At 33.5% G+C, this 22915-nt stretch carries 21 protein-coding genes and 1 tRNA gene; 12 read left to right on the top strand and 10 right to left on the bottom strand.

Annotation, left to right across the window (positions count from 1 at the left end; all coding sequences use genetic code 11):
• Nucleotides 1-103 precede the first annotated feature (103 nt).
• The 3 genes from CJF42_RS11725 (at nucleotide 104) to CJF42_RS11715 (ending at nucleotide 3205) form a co-directional block, all read left to right on the top strand.
• On the top strand, nucleotides 104-829 hold the full coding sequence (locus tag CJF42_RS11725; RefSeq protein WP_095366865.1) for a substrate-binding periplasmic protein: 726 nt from the start codon (nucleotides 104-106) through the stop codon (nucleotides 827-829).
• A gap of 3 nt (nucleotides 830-832) precedes the next feature.
• Entirely contained in the window at nucleotides 833-2638 is a 1806-nt protein-coding gene (locus CJF42_RS11720) for a M14 family metallopeptidase (protein ID WP_095366864.1), read from the top strand.
• A gap of 108 nt (nucleotides 2639-2746) precedes the next feature.
• Entirely contained in the window at nucleotides 2747-3205 is a 459-nt protein-coding gene (locus CJF42_RS11715) for an Lrp/AsnC family transcriptional regulator (RefSeq protein WP_042144098.1), read from the top strand.
• 313 nt (nucleotides 3206-3518) lie between these two features.
• Here CJF42_RS11715 and CJF42_RS11710 read toward each other — a convergent pair whose 3' ends face one another.
• Both CJF42_RS11710 and CJF42_RS11705 read right to left on the bottom strand, forming a co-directional pair.
• On the bottom strand, nucleotides 3519-4097 hold the full coding sequence (locus CJF42_RS11710) for a peroxiredoxin family protein (RefSeq protein WP_252097595.1): 579 nt from the start codon (nucleotides 4095-4097) through the stop codon (nucleotides 3519-3521).
• Nucleotides 4098-4598: 501 nt separating this feature from the next.
• Nucleotides 4599-4997, bottom strand: a complete 399-nt coding sequence (locus tag CJF42_RS11705; protein WP_095366863.1) for a hypothetical protein — start codon at nucleotides 4995-4997, stop codon at nucleotides 4599-4601.
• Between the two features lie 468 nt (nucleotides 4998-5465).
• On the opposite strand from CJF42_RS11705, the gene CJF42_RS11700 reads away from it, so the two are divergent.
• Nucleotides 5466-7022 (top strand): SulP family inorganic anion transporter, encoded by a 1557-nt coding sequence (locus CJF42_RS11700; RefSeq protein ID WP_095366862.1) that lies wholly within the window; start codon nucleotides 5466-5468, stop codon nucleotides 7020-7022.
• A gap of 522 nt (nucleotides 7023-7544) precedes the next feature.
• Here the strand turns inward: CJF42_RS11700 and CJF42_RS29535 are convergent.
• Nucleotides 7545-7910: a hypothetical protein gene (locus CJF42_RS29535; protein ID WP_252097594.1), complete on the bottom strand. Its 366-nt coding sequence runs from the start codon at nucleotides 7908-7910 to the stop codon at nucleotides 7545-7547.
• A 347-nt stretch (nucleotides 7911-8257) separates the two neighbouring features.
• Here CJF42_RS29535 and CJF42_RS11690 point away from each other — a divergent pair, with 347 nt between their 5' ends.
• The 5 genes from CJF42_RS11690 to CJF42_RS11670 all read left to right on the top strand — a co-directional run bounded on the left by CJF42_RS11690 (nucleotide 8258) and on the right by CJF42_RS11670 (nucleotide 12603).
• Entirely contained in the window at nucleotides 8258-9346 is a 1089-nt protein-coding gene (locus CJF42_RS11690; RefSeq protein ID WP_095366860.1) for a sensor histidine kinase, read from the top strand.
• The gene (locus tag CJF42_RS11685; RefSeq protein ID WP_095366859.1) at nucleotides 9339-10163 is read left to right on the top strand and encodes a LytR/AlgR family response regulator transcription factor; all 825 of its coding nucleotides are present in this window, start codon (nucleotides 9339-9341) and stop codon (nucleotides 10161-10163) included. The genes CJF42_RS11690 and CJF42_RS11685 overlap by 8 nt, the downstream gene beginning before the upstream one ends.
• Before the next feature lie 77 nt (nucleotides 10164-10240).
• A complete protein-coding gene (gene zapE, locus CJF42_RS11680; RefSeq protein ID WP_095366872.1) occupies nucleotides 10241-11350 on the top strand; it encodes a cell division protein ZapE in 1110 nt (369 codons plus the stop codon).
• A 100-nt stretch (nucleotides 11351-11450) separates the two neighbouring features.
• Entirely contained in the window at nucleotides 11451-11696 is a 246-nt protein-coding gene (locus CJF42_RS11675; protein ID WP_095366858.1) for a hypothetical protein, read from the top strand.
• A 463-nt stretch (nucleotides 11697-12159) separates the two neighbouring features.
• Nucleotides 12160-12603, top strand: a complete 444-nt coding sequence (locus CJF42_RS11670; protein ID WP_095366857.1) for a YaiI/YqxD family protein — start codon at nucleotides 12160-12162, stop codon at nucleotides 12601-12603.
• A gap of 7 nt (nucleotides 12604-12610) precedes the next feature.
• On the opposite strand, the gene ltaE is transcribed toward CJF42_RS11670, so the two are convergent.
• From ltaE to CJF42_RS11650, 4 genes are all read right to left on the bottom strand, one after another.
• The gene (ltaE, locus tag CJF42_RS11665) at nucleotides 12611-13633 is read right to left on the bottom strand and encodes a low-specificity L-threonine aldolase (RefSeq protein ID WP_095366856.1); all 1023 of its coding nucleotides are present in this window, start codon (nucleotides 13631-13633) and stop codon (nucleotides 12611-12613) included.
• 10 nt (nucleotides 13634-13643) lie between these two features.
• Nucleotides 13644-14351 (bottom strand): FadR/GntR family transcriptional regulator, encoded by a 708-nt coding sequence (locus tag CJF42_RS11660; RefSeq protein ID WP_095366855.1) that lies wholly within the window; start codon nucleotides 14349-14351, stop codon nucleotides 13644-13646.
• Between the two features lie 905 nt (nucleotides 14352-15256).
• Nucleotides 15257-15634, bottom strand: coding sequence for an MmcQ/YjbR family DNA-binding protein (locus CJF42_RS11655; RefSeq protein WP_095366854.1), 378 nt, complete (start codon nucleotides 15632-15634; stop codon nucleotides 15257-15259).
• 11 nt (nucleotides 15635-15645) lie between these two features.
• On the bottom strand, nucleotides 15646-16992 hold the full coding sequence (locus CJF42_RS11650) for an alpha/beta hydrolase (protein WP_095366853.1): 1347 nt from the start codon (nucleotides 16990-16992) through the stop codon (nucleotides 15646-15648).
• Nucleotides 16993-17483: 491 nt separating this feature from the next.
• Here CJF42_RS11650 and CJF42_RS27455 point away from each other — a divergent pair, with 491 nt between their 5' ends.
• Nucleotides 17484-17657, top strand: a complete 174-nt coding sequence (locus tag CJF42_RS27455; protein ID WP_170940581.1) for a hypothetical protein — start codon at nucleotides 17484-17486, stop codon at nucleotides 17655-17657.
• A gap of 61 nt (nucleotides 17658-17718) precedes the next feature.
• On the opposite strand, the gene CJF42_RS11645 is transcribed toward CJF42_RS27455, so the two are convergent.
• A tRNA-Pro gene (locus tag CJF42_RS11645) sits at nucleotides 17719-17795 on the bottom strand.
• Nucleotides 17796-17992: 197 nt separating this feature from the next.
• Entirely contained in the window at nucleotides 17993-18649 is a 657-nt protein-coding gene (locus CJF42_RS11640; RefSeq protein ID WP_095366852.1) for an arylesterase, read from the bottom strand.
• On the opposite strand from CJF42_RS11640, the gene CJF42_RS11635 reads away from it, so the two are divergent.
• The gene (locus tag CJF42_RS11635) at nucleotides 18650-19363 is read left to right on the top strand and encodes an ABC transporter ATP-binding protein (protein ID WP_095366851.1); all 714 of its coding nucleotides are present in this window, start codon (nucleotides 18650-18652) and stop codon (nucleotides 19361-19363) included.
• Nucleotides 19353-21893, top strand: coding sequence for an ABC transporter permease (locus CJF42_RS11630; protein WP_095366850.1), 2541 nt, complete (start codon nucleotides 19353-19355; stop codon nucleotides 21891-21893). Before CJF42_RS11635 ends, CJF42_RS11630 begins: the two co-directional genes overlap by 11 nt.
• Here CJF42_RS11630 and CJF42_RS11625 read toward each other — a convergent pair.
• Nucleotides 21873-22778, bottom strand: a complete 906-nt coding sequence (locus CJF42_RS11625; protein WP_095366849.1) for a TIGR01777 family oxidoreductase — start codon at nucleotides 22776-22778, stop codon at nucleotides 21873-21875. The genes CJF42_RS11630 and CJF42_RS11625 overlap by 21 nt on opposite strands.
• Between the last annotated feature and the right edge of the window lie 137 nt (nucleotides 22779-22915).

Raw genomic sequence — 22915 nt, 5'->3', positions numbered from 1 at the left:
ACACATATTTGAACATTAGGCAGTATACTAAAAATAAGAAACAAATTCGTATTCAATGATAATTTGGGTATAGTGAATAAACTCAAAGTTTTAGGTTGTTCTTATGTATAAATATTTGCCATATGTTATTTTACTTCTATTTTTATGCTCAGCACTGAAAATTAACGCAAAAGATAGCATTATATTAAGTGTTGATAATTATCCTCCCTATATTGATGCACGAAAAAATAATAAAGGGAAATTAGCTAAAATTATTACAGATATATTTAAGATGCAAGGATATGACGTTAAATATCAATTTATGAGCTGGCCAGAGACTGAAATTGCGATTACAGGAGGTAATAGCTTTTCTTTTATGTGGTACAAAACGGAGCAAAGAACAAAAAATTGGATTTTTTCAGATCCGATCACATCTTTAAATACTAGTTTTCTATATCGGAAAAATAATAAATTTAAATTAGAACGCATTGATCAATTACGACGTTATTCAATAGGTATCACTAAAGGTTATAGTTATGGCGATTATTTTGATGTATACAAAGAGCAGTTAAAATTAGTATCAAGTATTTCAGATTATGAAGGTATTAAAAAACTATTGGCAGGAGAGACAGATCTGTTATTAATTGAGCCATTGGTCGCTAAAAGTTTGCTTGAAGATTGGTTTTCTGATGAAGTTGATAATACAAAATTAAGTTATGTTAATTATTTATCTAATCAACCAATTTATTTGGTTTGTAGTCAACAATATGTATCTTGTGCTCATTTAATGCAAAAGTTCAATTTTGCATTAAGAGAATTAAAAGCCAGTAATGCATTAAATATAGAGTAGTTTATGTTTTCACCTCTGTTAAAAACAGCTTCATTTTTAATATCAATTTGTGCGCTTATCACATCATTATCAGCTGTGAGCGCGATTTCAACAGATGTACATTTACCGCCTTTAATTAAATGGCAGGGTCAAAGTGAAAAGCTAATGACATCACATGGTGATCTTATAACTGATTTTGAAAAGTCTTTAGGCAAAAAATCCCCAAACTATCGTAAAACCATGGCTTACTTAAATAAGCTTGTTTTAAGTAATGATAAACAGTTTTCAATTAAAACGATTGGTGTAAGCGCTCAAAATCGTGATATTAAAATGTTGATAGCAAGTGAAAATGGCACTCTAAAAAATAATAAGCCAACAATACTACTACAAGCAGGTATTCACTCTGGTGAAATTGATGGCAAAGACGCGATCTTTATGTTGCTAAGAGATATTAGTGAAGGCACAAGAGATGATATTTTAAAACGTGTCAATATCTTATTTATTCCTATTCTCAATGTTGATGGTCATGAACGCAGCAGCCAATTTAATCGTATAAATCAAAGAGGCCCTATTGAAATGGGTTTTAGAACAAATGCAAAAAACTTAAACCTCAATCGTGATTACACTAAATTAGATACACTGGGAATTAAAGCAATAGTTTCAGTGGTTAATAGATATAATCCTGACTTATATATTGATATTCATGTAACAGATGGCGCAGATTATCAATACGATATTACTTATGGCTATATGCCAGTCTTTGCCAGTGAATCGCCTTCAATTGCAAAGGTTTTAGATGAGAAGTTTAAACCTTTACTAGATAATAAACTAACTAAATTGGGTCATATACCTGGGCCTTTAGTGTTTGTTATGAATAAGCGAGATTTTAAGCAAGGTTTAGCTGGTTGGGTTGCAACACCTAGATACTCAAATGGTTGGGGGGATTTAAGAAATTTACCCACTATATTAGTTGAAAACCACTCACTCAAGCCATATAAACAACGTGTATTAGGTACATATATATTTATTGATGGTGTTATCGATGCGCTATCAAAATATGAAACTGAACTTACAAGTGCAGTTAAACATGAACAAATTCAATTACCTGAAAATCTTGTTGTTAAAAGAGGTTATAGTAAACAAGCGGATCTGATTTCATTTAAAGGTATTAAATATGAAACATTCCAGAGTAAACTTAGTAATCATAAAGAAGTACGTTATATAGGTGAAAAAATACAATATGAAAATTTGCCTATTTTTTGGCAAAAAGAGATAAAAGCTAAAGTTAAAGTACCAAAGGCATATTATATTCCTTCTCAATATTCAGATATTGTTGCCAAGCTAAAACTGCAAGGAATTGAAGTAACAAAAGTAAATGGAAAGTTTAACAACTTAAATCAAATATCTGTAACAGACTTTGAATTTGATAAAATTCCATTTGAAGGGCGAATGCGAGTCACTGCGAGTTTTGATTACACACACTTGCCACAAATTGATTTAGAAAATTGGTATAAAGTTGAAACCAAGCAAATATTAGGCAAGTTAGCGGTTCACTTATTACAGCCTGAAGCAACAGATTCTTTCTTTCAGTGGGGAGATTTTAATACGATATTTCAAAGAACAGAGTATGTTGAGAATTATGCGTTAGTTCCTTTTGCTAATAAAATGTTGGATAACAACCCTGTTATAGCAAAAGAATTTAAGCAAAAATTAGCAATTGATAATGATTTTAAAAATAATGATAAAGCGAGACTTAATTGGTTATATCAACAAACACCTTTCTATGATAAAGGTTATCTGAAGTATCCGATTTTGATTGAAAATAAATAAAAACGGTACATTTTACCTTTTTGCCAGTCTGAATGTGTTTCATATGCTGGAATAAAGATTAAACTTATGTATAATTTCACCTATTAAAAGCGAATATAAGAAAAAATAATGTCATTAAACCAAGTTGATCGCCAAATTCTATCTTTATTGCAACAAGATGCCAGTTTATCGACTGCAGAAATTGCAGATAAAGTGGGTTTATCTCAATCTCCATGTTGGCGTCGTATTTCAAGATTAGAACAAGAAGGTTTTATCAACGGAAAAGTTGCATTGTTAGACCCAAAAATGCTTGGTTTTGATATGTTAGTCTACGCTCATGTACGTTTATCAGATCATAGCAGTGATAAATTAGCTGAATTTGAGCGTTTGATCATGAGTTATGAGCAAGTAACAGAATGTTATTCTATGGCGGGTACAATGGACTTTATGCTAAGAATTATCTCTAAGGGTATAGAAGGCTATGAGCACTTTGTGCGAGATAACTTATTGTGTCTAGACTATGTTCAAGAAGTACATTCAAATGTCACTATGACATGTGTAAAGCGTACAACTTCATTACCGTTATAAACATGTATTAATAAGCAAGCGTTTTTTGCGCTTGTATATACCCATGTTACTTCAAAATAATTGTTTCAGAGCTATTTGAGCTAGCCTAATTTAAGACGTGTTGATACAGGAATATAGGCATTTTTCAAACCAATGCAACGATGAAGTGGGTTTGCTCAGAAGTTCCGTCTCGGCGAGATTATACAGGATTTATGCTGCGTTATTAATTTTAATAAGAGAACAACCATTATCTTTAATTAATGGCTTACATAAACCCTGTTTAATTCTCGCTGAAATCGAGCATTTTTAGGTAGCATGGATATATTAATTTTACTTAAAGTGATAGCGTTTTTAAATCTTGATATAGTTCAGCAAATTTTACTCTTTTTTTATACCCTTCAAAAAAATGTTTATGTGTAATGTTACCTTGTTTATTGATAATAATAACACCAGGATGAGGGATCCCATAATGTTCAGTGCCTTTGTTATATTGCGTATTTAAAATATCATAATTTATCATCGTTTTAGCGTCAATATCAGATAGAAGAGGGTAACTCATGTTATGTTTTTCTGAAAACGTTTTTAGCACTTCTGAATTATCGTATGAAACAGCAGCTAAGCCATATCCTAAATTTTTAAGGTTTTCAGCTTGTGCATTAAATTCAATTAAATGCTGTTTACAAAAGGGGCACCAATCAGCTGAACGGAAAAATAGTACTATCAATCCTTTCTCACCACTTAGGTCTCTAATAGATACTTGTCTACCTTGATTATTAGTAACATCAAACCGTGGCGCAATGCCGTTAATTTTTGGGCCAATATCTATTTTAACTGCTTGAGCCAAGCTCATATTTGTAAAAATAAACAAGCTTAGTAAAGTGGCGGCTGTTTTGATTAATTTTAAGTTTTTCATATAAAAAATTCTCAATACTTTATGATATTAAATTGAGTTAGCAACTCATGTAATTGTTAAAGACCTTATGAATAGAAAAGAAATTTCACTTTGATAGATTAAATTATCAGCGAGCAGCTTTTTGAAACTCGCTTTTAAACATTTAAGTTTTTTATAACTCTAAATCTAAATTAATAAAATGATGTTAAATTGGTATTTTATCTTTTAATATCATAGGAAATTCCGCAGAATGACATCAGTGTCAAAATTAATCGACTCAGCATCATAATTTCGAACCGAAAAGAGTATCTTACTAACTTTATTTTTGCCGATGTATTAACTTCGATGCCGACCTTATACCCTGTTATGTTCTTAATCTTGTTCCAGGTTTCTTTGAAGTGATACATTTTCTTTGAACAGCTTGAGTTTAACGCTATGAGTTCTGATAAAAATTATAAATTTTATCCTGGCTGAGGTTTGTACTCATTTTAGGAATTAAGTATTTTGCTACGATTTTGCACATCATTGTATTCTGAGTACTTTTACGAATTTTAACTGTATTGCGCATGATCCTAAAATAGTTCCGCACTCGATTAATCTCATTTTTTTACGTAACATCATGTTTAATAATACCTTATCGGATGCGCCTGCAATCACATGATTAACAATCGATTTAGAAAAGGATTCTCGGCAATGGTGGACGACACTTTTACCGTAACGGCAATTAATCACTTGTGTTTTAGCGTTTACTTTCTTATAGCAAGTGAGAGGATTATCAGTGTGAAAAAGGTTTTTGCCTTTGGGAGCAACAGAGAAATAACTATCGTTGAAACTCTTACCTTTTGCCTGAATCCCATCAAAGATACAATTCAATCGCTCAAGTGATTGCCAATTATCATTAGTCGCTTGAGTATCAGCCAAAATCTCTTATCATTTAAATCCTACAAAGGCTAAAATGGAAGATACATTAACAGAGAGTGATTTTACATCGATTCAAGCATGTATTAAGCAATATTAAGCACTTCAAAAGCAGCCACATATAAAAAATCAGATATTAGTATATTACAACAATCCAAAAAATCATTGAAATTTGGCTGCTCAATAGATAAAGATACTGTACCTTTTACAATGTTTGACTATTTAGAATTAGCAGGATTTAGCAGTCGGTTAGTTGTACCAAAAACACGCGGCTCAGTTAACTATTAGAAAGTTGACTTTTAATGCGCTTAGTTTTTTCTCTCCAAATGAATGATAAAAACCCATCAGTAAAGTGTGAATGCATTTTTAAAAGTTTGTATTTGATAGAAAAATCAATTGTGAAAAGCACGTTAATTTGATAGAATTCGCGCCCTTTTTTGTAATGAATTATTAATGTCTTTGGGGACTTAAATGTTTAATTTGCTGTCAAAAGCTCCAAAATCAGCTAAAAACGATATTCTATCGGGTTTAACTGTAGCACTAGCATTGGTTCCAGAGGCTGTTGCCTTTGCCTTTGTGGCGGGTGTTGAACCATTAGTTGGTCTATATGCTGCGTTTATCGTAGGTTTAATTGCTGCCATTGTTGGCGGTCGCCCCGGTATGATTTCAGGTGCGACAGGTGCACTTGCAGTAGTTATGGTAAGTTTAGTTGCTGTACACGGAGTAGAATATCTATTTGCGACAGTTTTGCTTATGGGCTTATTGCAAATACTTGCGGGTATATTTAAGTTAGGTAAATTTATTCGCATGGTACCTCATCCTGTAATGCTAGGTTTTGTTAATGGTCTTGCGATTGTCATCTTTTTAGCCCAGTTAGGTCAATTTAAAGTGATGGATGAAACAGGTACATTACAGTGGATGCAAGGAGAACCTTTATACTTAATGTTAGGTTTAATCGCATTAACAATGGCTATTATTCATTTCTTACCAAAATTAACCGCAGCAATACCTTCAACTTTAGTCGCGATTGTTGTTGTTACCGGTTTAGTGTTTGGTTTAGAACTTGAGTCTCGTACGGTACTTGATTTCTTAAAAGATATGACAGGTGATGTGGATGCAACAATAGCGGGTGGATTACCAACATTCCATATCCCGGTAGTGCCATTTAGTTTTGAAACATTATATATCATTTTACCTTATGCGTTAATTTTAGCGGCAATTGGCTTAATTGAGTCATTATTAACGCTGACGTTGATTGATGAAATTACACAAACGCGTGGTAATGGTAATAGAGAATGTATTGGTCAAGGTGCTGCAAATGTAACCTGTGGTATGTTTGGTGCTATGGGGGGTTGTGCCATGATAGGTCAATCTATGATTAATATTAACTCCGGTGGTCGTAGTCGTTTATCTGGTATTAGTGCTGCGTTAATTCTACTTGCGTTCATTTTAGTTGGTGCTAGCTTAATTGAAATGATACCACTAGCAGCCTTAGTTGGTGTTATGTTTATGGTTGTATTAGGTACATTCGAATGGTCAAGTCTTCGTATAATGAAGAAAGTACCAAAGTCAGATGCTTTTGTAATTATTTTAGTATCAGCAGTAACTGTTGCGACAGATTTAGCAATTGCGGTATGTGTTGGTGTAATTGTATCTGCATTGGTATTTGCATGGGAACATGCAAAGCATATCTATACCAATTCATACATTGATGAAAACAGCTCTAAAGTTTATGAATTACATGGTCCAATATTTTTTGGTTCAGTAAATAACTTTTTAGAATTATTTGATGTAAAAGATGATCCAAAAGATATTATTATCGAATTCAAATATAGTCGTGTAACAGATCATAGTGCGATTGAAGCCATTGATACTCTTGTTGAACGTTATGCTACAGAAGGCAAAACATTACATTTACGTCATTTAAGTGAAGATTGTAAAGAGCTGTTGAGTAAAGCTGCTGACTTAGTTGAAGTAAATGTTATCGAAGATCCTAAATATAAAGTTGCGGATAATCGTTTAGGCTAAATTTTTTTGCTGCGCAAATATGTTTAAAAGCGACCACTGCTTGGTGTAATAATAGTAAAAGGTATGGAGTGTAAAACTTCATACCTTTTTTGTTTGCCCAGCGAAGCTGGCAAACCCGATAGGCTGCAATAAGCCTTATCACCCGGACTAAGGGGAAGGCAAGGGCGTTACTGGCTAACAGTGAGGTTTGAAGGAAGCCATAAGAAGTTAAGTACACAACTAACCGTAACCTGTTTCGGCGGTATTGGTGGGTAAGCGTCCTAAATAGTGTGAAGTCTGCTATCTAAACTTAATTTTGTCAGTGACTTAAATTCAAGAGGAAACTCAAGGTCTAAGTCGGTATCAGGTGGTAGATAAACCTGTAGTCTTTTATTTGATTTTTCGATGCTGAAAAATGGTTTGAAGCGCTTGATATATATTTTATATCTATGATGCCTCAAAATGCTAGATTTCAGTTAGAATTCAACAAAATACTACGACAAAGATTTGGGCTGAAAAAGGCTCACGATCAAGAGTTGTCAATCAACAGCTGTTTGACTCAGCCTGTCCTGCAATAGGAAAAACATAAGCTATCATTGCACCTTGTTTGAATAAAAATATAATGTGACAATATTTACAGCTTATTACTAATACAACTGAAGATGGAAGATATGCGGTTGTTATCGTTGATCGCGTTAGCTGGCATATGGGAGATATTGCTTGTGAATTCAAAAACCTGACAATTATCCCATTACCGCCATATTCACTAGAGCTAAATCCCATAGAACAAGTATGGCAGTAGATGCGGGACAGATAATTATCAAATCGTACATTTAGTGGATATGAAGATATTGCTGAGCAAGTAGTTCGTGCTTGGAATATTTTTCGTTCAGAAACTGAACGGGTCATAAAGCTATGCTTCAGAGCATGGAGAAACTTGATCACTTAATTAATACTAATGGTATAACATGGGTATATAAATGAAGTAAATACAAGGTGGTTTGTTATATCAGCTTTAGAAAATAAGTTGATGAGATGAGCTGTGCATGAGATGCGGACGTACAATTTTGTGACAAAGATGAGGCATCAATTTCACTCTTCTCGATGATCTTAGTTGAGGATATTTAAACCGTTTCATCGTAATATGGTTGCTTTAATTTAAATGCGATTAATCGTAATAAAAGTAAGATAACTGACAGTGTGTTTTTGATGATAGAAATTATAATAGTGATAAATATAATAATTAAACTAAGATTTTGAACTGGCAGCAATTAGTCGATAACCGACAACGATTTTTTTGGGTTTTACAAGTATCTGGTTGGGTAGGATATGCCCTATTAAATTACATAGGCTCAAAAGTATTTGAGATGCGCGATATATATATATTTGTCATCATATTAAATGCTTATGCAGGCTGTTTAATGACGATACCATTAAGATATCTATACCGTAAAGTATGGAATGCGGGCCCATGGGTACTCATTACTTTTGTATTCACGTCATCATATATTACAGGTACACTTTGGTCCGTTTTACAAAAGTTTAATCTGTGGGAAATATATCGTCATGGCTTCAGACCCGACGAGTGGTTTTACTATTTTCAGCAAGGGTTAGATTCGGTATACATCATTCTTTGTTGGAGTGGTTTATATTTTGGTATTAAGTATTATCAACTTCTACAAAGTGAAAGGCAAAAGTCGCTTAAAGCCATGAACATGGCGCATGAAGCACAATTAAAAATGTTACGTTACCAATTAAATCCTCACTTTTTATTTAACACCCTAAATGCAATATCAACATTAATTTTGATCGAAGAAAATAAAAATGCCAATCAAATGGTTTCAAAACTAAGCGACTTTTTACGTTATACCTTAAATACAGACCCGATTAAAAAAGTACCATTAGAAAAAGAACTGTATGTTTTAAAACTTTATTTAGAAATAGAAGAAGTCAGATTTGAAGACAGGTTAACTGTTAATGTTGAAATAAGTGACTCAGCAAAAGAAGCCATGGTTCCAAGTATGATTTTGCAACCGATTATTGAAAACTCAATTAAATATGCCATTGCAAATACAATTAGTGGTGGCACAATAGAAATTAAAGCACAAATTTTTGCAAATGAACTGTTGTTGGAAGTCGGTGACAATGGCCCAGGCGCTGAGATTGAAGATGGACAACTGGCTAAAATATCAGGAGTAGGGATAGCAAATACAAAAGATCGACTAAAGACTCTTTACGAGAACAACTATTCGTTTGTATTATCTAATAATGAACCTTCTGGTTTAAAAGTTAATATCCGTATTCCGTATGAAAAAAATTATAAAAAGGCAATACTAAATGAATAGTATCAAAACAATGATTGTTGATGATGAGCCACTTGCACGTAAAGGTTTGGCGGTAAGATTAAAAAAATTTAGCGAAATTGACATAATCAGTTTATGTAAAAATGGCGATGAAGCAATTGAAGCTTACCAATCACAACAAGTAGATTTGATTTTTTTAGATATTCAAATGCCCGGGAAAAATGGATTTGAAGTAGTTAAAGCGTTAGTTGAATTTTCAAAAAATATGCCCATAATTATTTTTGTGACGGCATTTGATCAATACGCAGTGAATGCATTTGAAAACCATGCTTTAGATTATTTATTAAAGCCCGTGGATGATAACAGACTAAAACAGGCGGTAGATAAGGTGCATAGTTTTTTAAAAACGCAGCAAGATAATGTTCATAAAAATAAATTAGCAAACTTTGTAGCCGGATTAACCGGTAATAATTATGAAGAGATCTTAGAAAAACTAGCCACTGGTGCAAAGATTGAAGAAAAGCGTTTTCCCGAATCAATCGCCGTTAAAGAGCAAGGTGAAATTGTTCGAGTGCATACAGGTACAATACAGTGGGTAGACGCTGCAGGGGATTATATGTGTTTACATACCAATGATGGAAAAACACATATCTTACGTAAAACGATGAAAGAGCTTGAAGCAGAGTTAGATCCGAAATTATTTGTACGTGTTCACAGAAGTGCGATTGTTAATACAAAACAAATCAGCAAGCTTGTTACTCAAGTGAGCGGAGAATATCAATTAGTACTCGAAAATGGTCAAGAGCTTAAGGTGAGCCGAAGTTATCGTGATAAAGTGAAAGCGGCACTAGCTAGCTAGAATTCTTTAAAAGAAAACAGTTTAGATTTTTGATTAAGGGTATAATATCACCTTTTTATTATTTATTAAAAAGTTATATGTTTTTGTCACCACAGCAGCAATATCAACAACAATTACAGCAGCCTAAATATATTATTGACGAACAGCAAAATTTTGCAGTAATTAAGTTAGAGCAGTTGTATCAAGAACTACAGAACCCTCAAATAAAACAAGTTAAAGGTATTTATATATGGGGTGATGTTGGACGTGGAAAAACATTTTTGATGGATATGTTTTTCAATAGCTTAAATACTGAAAAAAAATTACGATTACATTTCCATCACTTTATGGCAAAGATTCATAAAGCATTATTTCAAGAATCAGGTCATAAAAATCCATTAAAACGAATTGCACTTGATTTATCTAAAGAATGTCGTGTTTTGTGTTTTGATGAATTTTTTGTATCTGACATTGGTGATGCAATGATTTTAGGAGGTTTATTTGAAGCCCTTTTTGAGCAAGGTGTTACTTTAGTTGTTACTTCAAATATATCCATTGAAAATCTTTATGAAAATGGTCTTCAGCGAGAGCAGTTTTTACCAACAATCGCATTACTAAAGCAATATACAACAGAATTTCATTTAAATGGGCTGCAAGATCATAGATTAAGGCATTTAGAATTTTCTCAAACTTACTTTTTGAATCATGATGAGATTAAAAATAAGTTTTATAAAATAAGAGGTAAAAGTGAACAGTTAGAAAATGATGTAAAAATATTAGGGCGTCATATTAAAGCCGAATTTCATTCAAGTAATGCTGTTTGGTTCAGCTTTGATTCCTTGTGTAATGGACCTAGATCTCAACTAGATTATATTGAGTTGGCATCAAGGTTTAAAAATATATTCTTAAGCGATGTCCCCTTGCTGGGCGGGCAATGCAGAAGTTGGATTAAGGCACGGGGTACTGAAGATGGCGCAATCGCAACAGTAACTGGCGAGAGACAATTAAGTTATGCAACTCAAGATGACGCCGCAAGACGTTTCATTAGCTTAGTGGATGAGCTATACGATCAAAATACCAATTTATATATTAGTGCTGAAGTACCCTTGGATGAGCTTTATGGCGGAGGGGCTTTAAATTTTGAATTCAAACGCACTTTTAGCCGTTTAACACAAATGCAATCGTTGGAGTATTTAGAGCAGGATTGAAAACTGTAAAAATATATTTCTCTACTATACTGAAAAACATTATCAAAAATTGAATGCTAAAAAATAGCGCTAAAATATTATGTTAAAGAGGAGTATATTTATGATTTTAGTAAAAATCGTGTCGATTGTATGTTTCGCCATAACAATATTAACCGCATGCAGTAAGGTCGATCCCGTGCCTATAAGTGAATGCAAAAAAGTAGTCAGCCACGTAAAAAAAGTATTAGCAAAACAAGCACCTAGTCGTAGTGAAATGCTTAAACAATGTAAAGCAGCATCAGATGAAGCCAGAGGTTGTGTATTAGTTGCTGATAAGCCAATGAAGATATTAAAATGTGACTTTTAAATTAATCTGCTTCCCATATTAATTTTTAGACTACTTAATGGCGATTCTTTATTTTTTGTGAGGTGAGCAAATGTTTTTCGAATATATACCCGTGCTACTTGGAATTCAGGTTTAATAGTTTGGGTAGAATACGAGTATAAAGCATGATTTGTAATTCATGGTTATTCCCTGATGATGGATTATAACGACGTAATTGATTTCTACCTAAGCTTCCATAGGACAGTCAACTGCGTTGTATTTGTTGAGAATGACTTAACGACACATCTTTTGCCTCGTATTTGGCACACTTCTCGATTTGCTGAAATCGCGCATTCCATGTAGCATGGGTATAGGGTGGTAGAGGTAAACGACATCTATCCAATGATGAGGTTTTGAAATAATTACATTTTGTTTCAACCCTTCATTTCTAGTTTAATGATATAATTTAAAAAAATGAGTAAGTAAATACATTATTGGAATTATCATGAAAATTTGGGTCGATGCAGATGCATGCCCTGTGGTCATTAAAGAAATTTTATTCAGAGCCGCAGATAGAAAAAAAATTCAAGTCACATTAGTTGCAAATCAATATATTAAAACGCCACCTTCGAGATTTATCAATCAAATTCAAGTTTCTTCTGGATTTGATGTAGCAGACGATGAAATAGTAAAAAGAATGCAAGCACGTGACTTAGTGATCACCGGTGATATCCCATTAGCAGCTGAAATAATCGAAAAAGAGGGCATAGCACTTAACCCAAGAGGTGAGCTTTATACTACCGAAAATATAAAACAGCGGTTAAATATACGTGATTTTATGGATACTATGCGTGCCAGTGGCGTTCACACAAGCGGTCAAGCACCGCTAAGCCAAACAGACAGACAAAATTTTGCCAATAACCTAGATAGGATATTGGCAAAGGCTTAACTAATTTTTAGAGAGTAGATTTTGATAAAGCAGACTTTAACTCTTTAATAAAAACATCAACATCTTGTTTTGTTATATCTAAATGCGTTACTAAGCGAACTGGGTTGGCTGGACTGATTAAAATATCTTTTGCTTTAAGTTCTTGGGCAATTGAATGGATTAGTGCAGGTTTATCAAGTTTAAAAAATACCATGTTTGTTTGCACATGTTCAGGGTTAATACTGACGCCTTTTATACCACACAGAGATTTGGCTAAATGTAACGCATTAGCATGATCTTGCTTTAGCTTTTCTACATTTTCAGTCAACGCAGTTTTTGCCGCAGCTGCTAAAATACCAACTTGTCGCATACCACCACCAAGCACTTTTCGCCAGCGCCTTGCTTTAGCTATTAGCTCATTAGTTCCTAATAATAAAGAGCCTATTGGCGCACCTAGTCCTTTAGATAAACAAATTGTCATAGAATCGAAATGTTGAGCTATCTTCATAATATCAATATCTAAAGCAACTTTTGCGTTGTAAACTCTGGCACCATCTAAATGCAGTTGTAATGAATTTTCATTTGCAAACTCACGTGCTTGAGTTAGATAAGCAAGAGGTAGTATTTTACCATTAATGGTATTTTCTAAACTTAATAGTTTGGTTTTGGCAAAGTGGGGATCTATTGGTTTTATATAGCTTTTAAGTTTTTTAAAGCATAAAGTACCGTCTTTTTCATTTTCAACGGGCTGTGGTTGAATAGAGCCTAAAACAGCCGCACCACCGCCTTCAAATTTATAATTGTGTGCTTGTTGACCACATAAATATTCATCTCCACGTTCACAATGTGACATTAATGCAAGTAAGTTGGCTTGAGTGCCAGAGCTACAAAAAATAGCAGACTCAAATCCATGCGTTTCTGCTACCCATTGCTCTAATTCATTAACACTCGGATCGTCACCATAGACATCATCACCTAATTGGGCATCAAACATAGCTTGCTTCATGGTATTACAAGGTTTAGTAACAGTGTCAGAGCGAAAATCGATCATTATTAATTCTCTATTTTAGTTGTGTAATTTTTTCATTAATAAGTGCGATGGTTTCTTTTTGAGTTTTCATTGCACAATTAAAAGCAGCTTGGGCATCTTTATTTTTTATATGATTTAGAATATCAGCATGTGTTTGATACTCATCTTCAGTTACAGCCCTTAATCTTTTAGTAAAACGTATATTAATTTTTAGCGCTATTTCTATAAAGTGTGTTAGTTGACTAAAAAAAGGATTATTACTAGCAACTAAAACGCTCTTATGGAAATCAATATCGGCTTCATGCGTATCATCATAACCTTCATGCGCTTGATGCATTCTATCAAGTGCATTTTCAATGAGTATTAGATCATCTGCTGTCGCATACTCTGCTGCTAGAAAAGCAGCTTCAGGCTCGATGGCAAGTCTTAGTTGCTGGAAATGCCTTAGCATATATAAATCGGGTTTCCCCAGAAGTATCCATTGTAAAATATCGGCATCAAATAAATTCCAATGTTTTATATCAAGTACTGTTATGCCTTTCCTCGGTCTAGAACTGATTAAGCCTTTTGCAGTGAGCATTTTTACGGCCTCACGCGTTGATGTTCTGCTAATATCAAATAGAGTGCTGAGTTCTGCTTCAGATGGAAAACTCCCCCCCACGCTATATTTGCCTTGAAGTATAGATTTACCTAATTCATGTACTAATTGCTGTGTTAAATTACGATGGGGTTGTTGCATTATATTTTTATTAGCTCGGTACAAATTTATAAATTATCAACGAGTTTATCATAAAAAAGATAATTAACAGCGAGTGCTTTTTTATATTTTTAATGACAAAATTCATTGCAGGAGTTATTGTTTTAGATAGTCAAATCGGCTTTAACCATAGCAGAAAAATACAGCTATATCATTACTTTTAAGTAGCCTCCAAGCGCATTTTTTATGTGACCAGTGGAGCTGACAAAAGCAGCATTGGTTAACGATGGGATCTGAAGAAAACTATAAGAAGTGGGAGGAGCTTCACAACTAGCAATCTGTTTGATAAAGTGTGTTCACTATGAAGTATCAAATGATAGATAAATCAAAAGGCACGGACATACCTCAAACATAGGCAGAAGATGATAGTTTATTACGAGACAAATGATTTGGAGCGCTTGGTTTATATTCAATAGAAGCATTAAATACAGGGTGGCTTGCTATGTCAACTTTAAAAAATAAGTTGATGAGATGTTAAGAATACACGAGCCGTACACTAGGTCTGTACTTACGGTTTTTTGAGAGAGATGCTTACCCTACACAAAATGATGCTAAATCCTCAAAGACATGATTTTACATATTTAGTACCTTACCATATATACAAAGTAATGCATGGATTGCTATCACGATCTAAAACGGATGTAAAAAAATTAAACAAGTAATACGAATAAATAAGTGCTCACTTTAAATGGACTAAATATTCCAATAACATCGTTGCTTTCAATCCTAATAGCCAGCTATTACTCAATCAAGCGTCTTGTTCTTGAAAATTTATCCTTATAAAAATTTGATCACTAACTTAATCGTATTGGTATAATTAACAATGGTTTGTTTTCAGATGTGATTTCCATATTTCGAAAATCACATCCAAATTTATATCTAAAAAATTAATTTAGCTGCAATTCAATTGCCTCACGATCTTTAGTGGGCATATTATTTACTACTAACATGTATGAGTTATCCATCATCCGTTCAACTTCACATTGTGGTATCGTATCGTTTAATATCACTGTATTCCATAATCGTTTATTCATATGGTATCCTGGGATCACGGAATCAAATATATCTCTAAGTGCAAGGGCCTCATCAGGGTCACATTTTAGATTAAGCCACCAATCTTGATTTTCTTCATCATTTTTACCCATTGATAAAGTCGCAAACATTTTATTTTTAACTTTAAATACCATAACGCCATCATCAAAAGGAGTATCAATTTTAGCTTCTGGTTTTGATAATAAATAGTCTTTAATAATTTCCATACTCATAGTCATTATCCTTAATTAAGCAGCGCATTTGTTTGTAGAAATTGTTTTATGTCACTGATCATTTGATCAAAATGTGGATTAAATGTAAGTCTAGCCATAGTTTTGTTAATTGCCTCAAATTGGTGGATATTTTTTTCATGATTTTCACCAAAAGTATTGGTTTGTAAACATGATGCATATAAAGAAGGTTCATTTAAATAATGGCTACAATTACGATATAGCGTATCTTTGCCATATAAAGGGTTTTGATAAGAATTGGTGATACCTGTGTGTGAGATATCTATTACGGTTTTACAGTTGGCTAATTTAACACATAAAACAGATGGAGTATTAATTTTATCTCTGGGTTTATAGCGTGTTAATAATGAATTCTTTGCATTATTTTTAAGTTGCCACTTCGCAAACAGTTTATATGAGGTGTCACTATTAATTGTATTATCAACATCACTACTAACGGCATAAAATGGAATATTAAAAGCGTCACTTAATGGTTCATTTAATAAAGACATGACATTTTTACTTAAGTTATAAAACTGTGCAGCTGCATTTAGTGGAAAAGACTCATATTTTGCAAAGTCGATATCAGCTGATTTATCTACCCAAGTTAAGAAAGGTAGGTAGTTCAAATAAGGAGTATATTTAGCCGATGATGATTTAGCCTCACTGCCTAAAGACCAAAATAATGCGGCTTTTATTTTGTCATCTTTTTCATTATTTTTAAGGTAATCAAAAATTAATGCACCACCAGTAGAAAATCCACCTAATAAAATTTCTTCATAGTCTTTTTTACTATTTTCAATAATATAATTTGTTGCCAACTGCCAATCCTTATAACTTATTTTTGATAGTTCACTTGCTGTTGTGCCATGACCAGGTAATAACAAAGTTCTTACATCAAAGCCCATTTCGTAAAATTTTAGTGAGAGATCATGAAAATGATAAGGCGTATCTGTTAGGCCATGAATTAATAGCACAACTTTATTGTTATTTTTATGTGTTAATTGATAAGGGGCTATTAAATTTACCACATTGGGCTTAAGTAAGGAGGTTAAGTTATTAAACATCGCTGTTTTATATTTATCGCATTTAATGAGTGCCCTCGGATTTAATTGTATAATGTGTTTTTTTGCAAATATAAGGTAATCACTAAATGGTGTTTTCACATCATAATCAAAATTTAAATCAGTATGCTTGTTTCGAGCGAATTGCTTTCTGTAAGTGCCATTATCGATTAATTTTTGATATTCAGAAAAATTAGCAATAATAATGCTATCACAGGATTCATTTGCGTAATTGGAATTTGAAAAAATGGATAATAAGAAATAAAAACCGAATATAATTAATATTTTAAATTTCATTCTAAGTAATAATATTTTTAATTTCAGTATTTATAACATAAAACTTAAAGAAAAATGATGAAATCATGGTATTTTTTTTCTAGCGCTTTTATCTGGGTGTCAAATATTAATATCATACAATTTAGAAGTTGCTGGTTTAGCTTTTGATATTGTATTTGATTATGAAGAAAGTACTTCCAAATTGACTGCATTTGTAAACTATAAATAGCAATCTCAGGGTAAAAAGCTAGCTGTTGCTGGACTTGGTAGTAGTATTGAACAGTTATGGTAGATATTAAAAATAATGAACAGGTTGTGGCTGCTTCATTTATTAACTTAAATAAGATGACTGATGCTATTGAGGAATGTGCAAAAATATAACAGCATGAATTAAACTCTGTTGCTGCAACCACAACACAAATGCATCAAAGTATTCAAGAAGTAAGTGATCACTTAATTATCGGAATTGGTATAAATAATCTACCTCTGAAATAAATCAAGTAATAGAAAAGTTGCAACAACAAGCGCAAAAAATGGTTATTGCGATGTCAAAAAATAATAATTTAGTTAAAGATGGATTAGAAAAAAATGTTGCAAATGATGAACTCAGTCTAGTGGTATCAGAAATTAATGAAATTACCAATATGAATACGCCAGTTGCGACTGCAATTAAGCAACAATCATAGGCAAAATTAAGACTATTAATATTAGTGTCACAATTTATAACACAGATTAGCATTTTAGAAATGGTCGGAGTAACAGGATTTGAACCTGTGACCCCTTGTCCCCCAGACAAGTGCGCTACCAAACTGCGCTATACCCCGACTTTAGATTAGATGTTTTATAAAAATTAGCATTGGGTGATGCTAACATCAGGGGCTATATTACTTATCTTATAATGAAAATCAAGATATTAACTTATTAAATAATCTGTTTGCCGATATTATAAGCATTTGGTCATAAAGCTAATCTAAAAAAGTTAAGTGGACTCTAGATTAGCTTCTAATAATGATATTACACTTTAGCTTTTTGTTGCGTTAACCCAGTTATTAATTTCTTTTTCCATTTTGTCTCTAATAAAAGGTTGAGCTGCTTTATTAGGGTGAATACCATCTGATTGCATAAACTCTTTATCTATGGCGATATCATTCATAAAAAAGGGCAAGAGTCTGGTATTACTGTTATCAGTTACTTTTTTGAATGAATTACTGAACATATTACTGTATCTAAGGCCGTAATTTGGTGGTATTTGAATCGTCATTACTGCGGGAATTGCACCAAAATTACGGGTTTTTTTAATTAATTGTAATAAATTATTTTGTAATGATTTTATAGGGAAGCCACGTAAACCATCATTACCGCCTAATTCAATAAGTACAAAATCAGGCTGCTGCGCCTTTAAAATAGCGTCCAAGCGGCGTAATGCGCCACCGCTTGTTTCGCCGCTTATGCTTGCATTTATTAATTCAATGGGCTGTTTTTTATTTTTATACGCAAGTTGTAACAAATACACCCAACCTTGCTCTTGCTTTAAGCCATAGCCTGCACTTAAGCTATCACCAAGAATAAGTACTTTTGAAGCTGAAAAAGAATGAGTACTGACTGTTATAAGACAGAATAAACATAAAAAACGAACTAAAATACGACTATAATAACTTTGAATTTTTGAGTAAATCATATGACTGAGCTTTCACAATTAAATATTATTCAGGTAAGGGCATTATCTAAAAAGGTAAATACTCTTGCTGGCGAGTTACCTATCCTTAGCGACATAAGCTTTAATGTCAAGCCTGGTGAATCTGTTGCTATCGTTGGTGCTTCAGGATCAGGAAAATCTACTTTGTTAGGACTGTTAGCTGGACTTGATTCAACCAATGAAGGAGAAATTTATTTAGATTCAGAACCTTTACACACATTAGACGAAGAACAAAGAGCGGCATTGAGAGCTAAATCTATTGGTTTTGTTTTTCAATCTTTCATGTTGGTGCAAAGTTTAACGGCTATTGAAAATGTAATGCTACCGGCAGAGCTTGCAGGACATAAAGATGCAAAACAGCAAGCGATAAATTTATTAACAAAAGTTGGATTAGAGTACCGATTAGATCATTTTCCATCTCAATTATCAGGTGGGGAGCAACAAAGGGTAGCCATAGCACGCGCATTTGTTGGTTCTCCTAAAATATTATTTGCTGATGAACCTTCAGCGAATTTAGATACTAAAAATGGTCAGCTAATCGAATCTTTATTATTTGAATTAAACCAAGAAAAAGACACCACTTTATTATTGGTAACCCATGATGAACATTTAGCCGAGCGCTGTAATCGTATTTTACATATCGATGGCGGACATTTAATAAATGATAGTAACGGGTCGCGTGCTCATGCAGTATAAAGTTGAAAATAATAATAACGCTTTATGGGTGAAACTTGCTTTTAGACTTTTTTTTAGAGAGTTAAAAAGAGGTGAATTAACCATTATATCGGCTGCGATTGCATTGGCTGTATTAACCGTTTTCACATTGTCTTCAGTAACTGACCGTATAGGGCAGTCAATAGATCAAAAAAGTAATACTTTTATCGCTGCGGATCGAAAACTTGGCAGTGCACATCCATTACCTAATGAATATAAAGAGAAATCACTTGAGTACTCATTAAATACAGCCGACCAATTATATTTTGATACCATGTTATTCGCAAACGATGATATGCAGTTAAGCTCAGTTAAGGCTGTATCAAAAGAGTATCCTTTACGTGGTAAAATAATTATAAAAGATACGTTATCTGATCAAGTACCTGACTATTCAGTTACTACAGGGCCAACACCAGGTAATATTTGGCTGAGTGAATCAGTACTTTATGCTTTAGGTATTGAGATTGGTGACTCAGTTGAATTAGGTGCGAAAAATTTAATTGCAGAAAAAGTACTGGTTGAAGAACCTGATGCACCTTTTAATATTTTTTCTGCAAGTAAACGTGTTTTAATCAATATTAATGATGTTGCTGCCACCAAAGTTATTCAGCCTGGAAGTCGCGTTTATTATGCGATGTTATTTTCTGGTAACGAAGAAAACATCGTTTCGTATTATGAATGGTTAAAACCTAAGCTATCGGAAAACCAAAGCTGGTGGGGTGTAAAAGACAGGCAATCTTGGCTTTCTGGTTCAGTGAACCGCGCAGAGAAATTTTTACTATTAGCGGGCCTCTTAGGCATTATGTTAGCAGCAGTAGCTATTGCGGTATCGGCCAAACGTTATTGTGAAAATCAGTATGATCCCGTAGCTATGATGAAAACCTTAGGTGGCAGTAGATCAAGTATACGTAAAATATTTATGCTTCATTTATCATTAGTCACTTTTTTTGCAATCATTATAGGTTTGATTTTTGGCTTTGCGTTGCAGTTAGTTGCAATTGACTATTTATCTGAAAATATGGATCAAGCTTTACCTAAAGCGTCAATAAGACCTTGGTTTATTTCGATAGTGACAGGCGCTACATGTGCGCTTATGTTTTCATTAAAACCATTACTGGATTTATTTGATATTCCACCATTAAGAGTACTACGACGAAACCTAGGTGATTCAATTGCCGTTAGCCGAATTCATCTTTTAGTCTCAGCTATTACAATATTTGCGTTAATGTTGCTGTTTAGTGGCCAATGGATGACTTCTACTATTTTGTTTTTTTCATCAGCAGCACTGGTAGGTATTCTGTATGGCATTAGTCGTTTATTATTTAAAGCGGGTAGGGGCGTAGGATTAAGTCCAGGTTCAAGCTGGTCTTTAGCAATCGCATCGCTACAGAAACGTGCTAGTGCTAATTCTGTTCAGCTTGTCAGCTTTGCTTTGGCAATTAAATTATTGTTATTTTTGTTTGTGTTAAAAAATGACATTATTAATGATTGGCAATCACAATTACCAGTTGATGCACCTAATGCATTTTTAGTTAATGTAACTGAAGAGCAACTAGACCCAATTGAATTTATGCTTGCTAAAGAGGGGATTTCAACAACAGGGTTTTATCCTACGGTTCGTGGTCGTTTAAATGAAATTAATAACGAATTATTAGCCCGAGATTATTCTGAGCAGGATAATGAGAAAAAAGATGAAGAAGCTAAAGCTGGTATTGGTCGAGAGCTTAACTTAACTTGGTTAATGGATATACCTTCCCAAAATGAAATTACACAAGGTCAGTGGTTTGATAAAGATGTAAAAGGTGAAGCTTCTGTTGAAGAGGGCATGGCTGAGCGTTTGGAGATCGAACTTGGTGATATTATTGGTATTTTAATTGGCTCTGAGAAATTTAATGCGAAAGTGACAAGTTTTAGAAAAGTAAATTGGTCTAGTCTAAAACCTAACTTTTTTGTAATTTTAAGTCCTGATCTGTTAAGTCATTTTCCTGCTACTTATATCACAGCATTACATGTGCCAAAAGAAAGTAAGAAATCGCTCAATGTTTTATTAAAATCTTACTCAACTATTACGATGATAGATGTTGATAGTTTTATTAAGCAGGTACGCTCCACAGTAGATCAAGTTTCTATCGCGATTGGTTTTGTTTTAATTATAGTGATGTTTTGTGGCGGGTTAGTACTTATTTCACAGGTTCAAGCAAGCTTACAAGAAAGAATGCAAGAAGTTGTCATTTTACGTACTTTAGGTGCTAAAGGGCGTTTAATTAAATTAGCGACTTTATATGAATTTTTCTTACTAGGATTAATCGCAGGGTTAGTTGCAGCAATATTTAGTGATATAGCACTGTTATTAGTGCAGCAGCAGTTATTTGAATTAAACGGGAAATTACATCCTATCATTTGGCTTGTAGGGCCTGCTGTTGGTGCAAGTTTTGTATCAATATTAGGTTACTTTATGATAGCTAAAACACTAAAGAAGAATACCTCTGATTTACTCAGAGTGATGTCTTAATAAATGTAAAAATGCTTCTTTTAGCTGCGGGTAATGGAAGCGATAACCTACTTTGATAATATTATTTGGCTGCACATTTTGGCCATAAATTAAAAGTTCGGCCATTTCACCGAGTATCAATGTTAGTATTTTTGCTGGTACTCTAAAGAAGTTAGGCCTTTTTAATGATTCAGCTAATAGGCTTGAAAACTCAGCGTTGGAAACTGGGTTTGGTGCTGTAGCATTAAAAATGCCTTTTAGTGTGGTTTCTTCAACTAAATACATTATGATACCAATCAAGTCGTCAATATGGATCCAGGACATTATTTGACTACCATCAGCAATAGGGCCTCCTAATGCAAATTTGTATGCTGGTAACATTTTTGTAAGTGCGCCGCCTTGAGAGGATAATACAATGCCAGTTCTTAAGATACAGACACGGGTCTTGTCTGAACTTGCTCTTTGGGCTATAGACTCCCATTCTTTGCATAATGTATGGCTAAACTCTTGTGTGCATTCGTTAAAAGATTCATCAATAGGATGATTATTTTGTCTGCCATAAAACCCGATTGCACTGCCTGAAATAAATGTGTGAGGTGGCGTTTCGGCACCTTCTATTTCGTCTACGATATCTTGTGTTAGCTGCCAACGGCTTTGTTCTATTTTTTGTTTTTGTTTTTTACTCCAACGTTTATCTGCGATAGCTTCTCCCGCTAAATTAATAATGATATCTAATTGGTTGAAGTTTATTTCAGACAATTTATTAATAGCCTGTATATGCGAACCTATTTTCACATACACCTTGGTTGCGTTTCTGGTCAATATAGTGACTTTATGATGGTTATCTAAAAATGGAATTAATGCACTGCCAATGAGACCAGTACCTCCCGTAATTAATATATTCATTTAGTCCTCGATTGAAAAATGTATTTTTTGTCTGTATTTAACTGAAAATTAGTACCTTCAATATATAAATAAATTGTATTAGGCACAGGTATTAAGTATAAGTATAGTCAGAAATCACCATTATCATCAAATTTAAA

It is taken from the genome of Pseudoalteromonas sp. NBT06-2 (assembly GCF_002276045.1).
Classification (GTDB): Bacteria; Pseudomonadota; Gammaproteobacteria; order Enterobacterales; family Alteromonadaceae; genus Pseudoalteromonas.
Note: the sequence above shows the minus strand (reverse complement) of the source record. Positions and strands in the feature narration are given on the sequence as shown.

What these genes read in the sequence shown, in the direction of transcription:
- CJF42_RS11725 (WP_095366865.1), top strand. Translation starts at nt 104, where the DNA reads ATGTATAAATATTTGCCATATGTTATTTTACTTCTATTTTTATGCTCA.
- CJF42_RS11720 (WP_095366864.1), top strand. Translation starts at nt 833, where the DNA reads ATGTTTTCACCTCTGTTAAAAACAGCTTCATTTTTAATATCAATTTGT.
- CJF42_RS11715 (WP_042144098.1), top strand. Translation starts at nt 2,747, where the DNA reads ATGTCATTAAACCAAGTTGATCGCCAAATTCTATCTTTATTGCAACAA.
- CJF42_RS11710 (WP_252097595.1), bottom strand. Translation starts at nt 4,097, where the DNA reads ATGAAAAACTTAAAATTAATCAAAACAGCCGCCACTTTACTAAGCTTG.
- CJF42_RS11700 (WP_095366862.1), top strand. Translation starts at nt 5,466, where the DNA reads ATGTTTAATTTGCTGTCAAAAGCTCCAAAATCAGCTAAAAACGATATT.
- CJF42_RS29535 (WP_252097594.1), bottom strand. Translation starts at nt 7,910, where the DNA reads ATGACCCGTTCAGTTTCTGAACGAAAAATATTCCAAGCACGAACTACT.
- CJF42_RS11685 (WP_095366859.1), top strand. Translation starts at nt 9,339, where the DNA reads ATGAATAGTATCAAAACAATGATTGTTGATGATGAGCCACTTGCACGT.
- zapE (WP_095366872.1), top strand. Translation starts at nt 10,241, where the DNA reads ATGTTTTTGTCACCACAGCAGCAATATCAACAACAATTACAGCAGCCT.
- CJF42_RS11675 (WP_095366858.1), top strand. Translation starts at nt 11,451, where the DNA reads ATGATTTTAGTAAAAATCGTGTCGATTGTATGTTTCGCCATAACAATA.
- CJF42_RS11670 (WP_095366857.1), top strand. Translation starts at nt 12,160, where the DNA reads ATGAAAATTTGGGTCGATGCAGATGCATGCCCTGTGGTCATTAAAGAA.
- ltaE (WP_095366856.1), bottom strand. Translation starts at nt 13,633, where the DNA reads ATGATCGATTTTCGCTCTGACACTGTTACTAAACCTTGTAATACCATG.
- CJF42_RS11660 (WP_095366855.1), bottom strand. Translation starts at nt 14,351, where the DNA reads ATGCAACAACCCCATCGTAATTTAACACAGCAATTAGTACATGAATTA.
- CJF42_RS11655 (WP_095366854.1), bottom strand. Translation starts at nt 15,634, where the DNA reads ATGAGTATGGAAATTATTAAAGACTATTTATTATCAAAACCAGAAGCT.
- CJF42_RS11650 (WP_095366853.1), bottom strand. Translation starts at nt 16,992, where the DNA reads ATGAAATTTAAAATATTAATTATATTCGGTTTTTATTTCTTATTATCC.
- CJF42_RS11640 (WP_095366852.1), bottom strand. Translation starts at nt 18,649, where the DNA reads ATGATTTACTCAAAAATTCAAAGTTATTATAGTCGTATTTTAGTTCGT.
- CJF42_RS11635 (WP_095366851.1), top strand. Translation starts at nt 18,650, where the DNA reads ATGACTGAGCTTTCACAATTAAATATTATTCAGGTAAGGGCATTATCT.
- CJF42_RS11630 (WP_095366850.1), top strand. Translation starts at nt 19,353, where the DNA reads ATGCAGTATAAAGTTGAAAATAATAATAACGCTTTATGGGTGAAACTT.
- CJF42_RS11625 (WP_095366849.1), bottom strand. Translation starts at nt 22,778, where the DNA reads ATGAATATATTAATTACGGGAGGTACTGGTCTCATTGGCAGTGCATTA.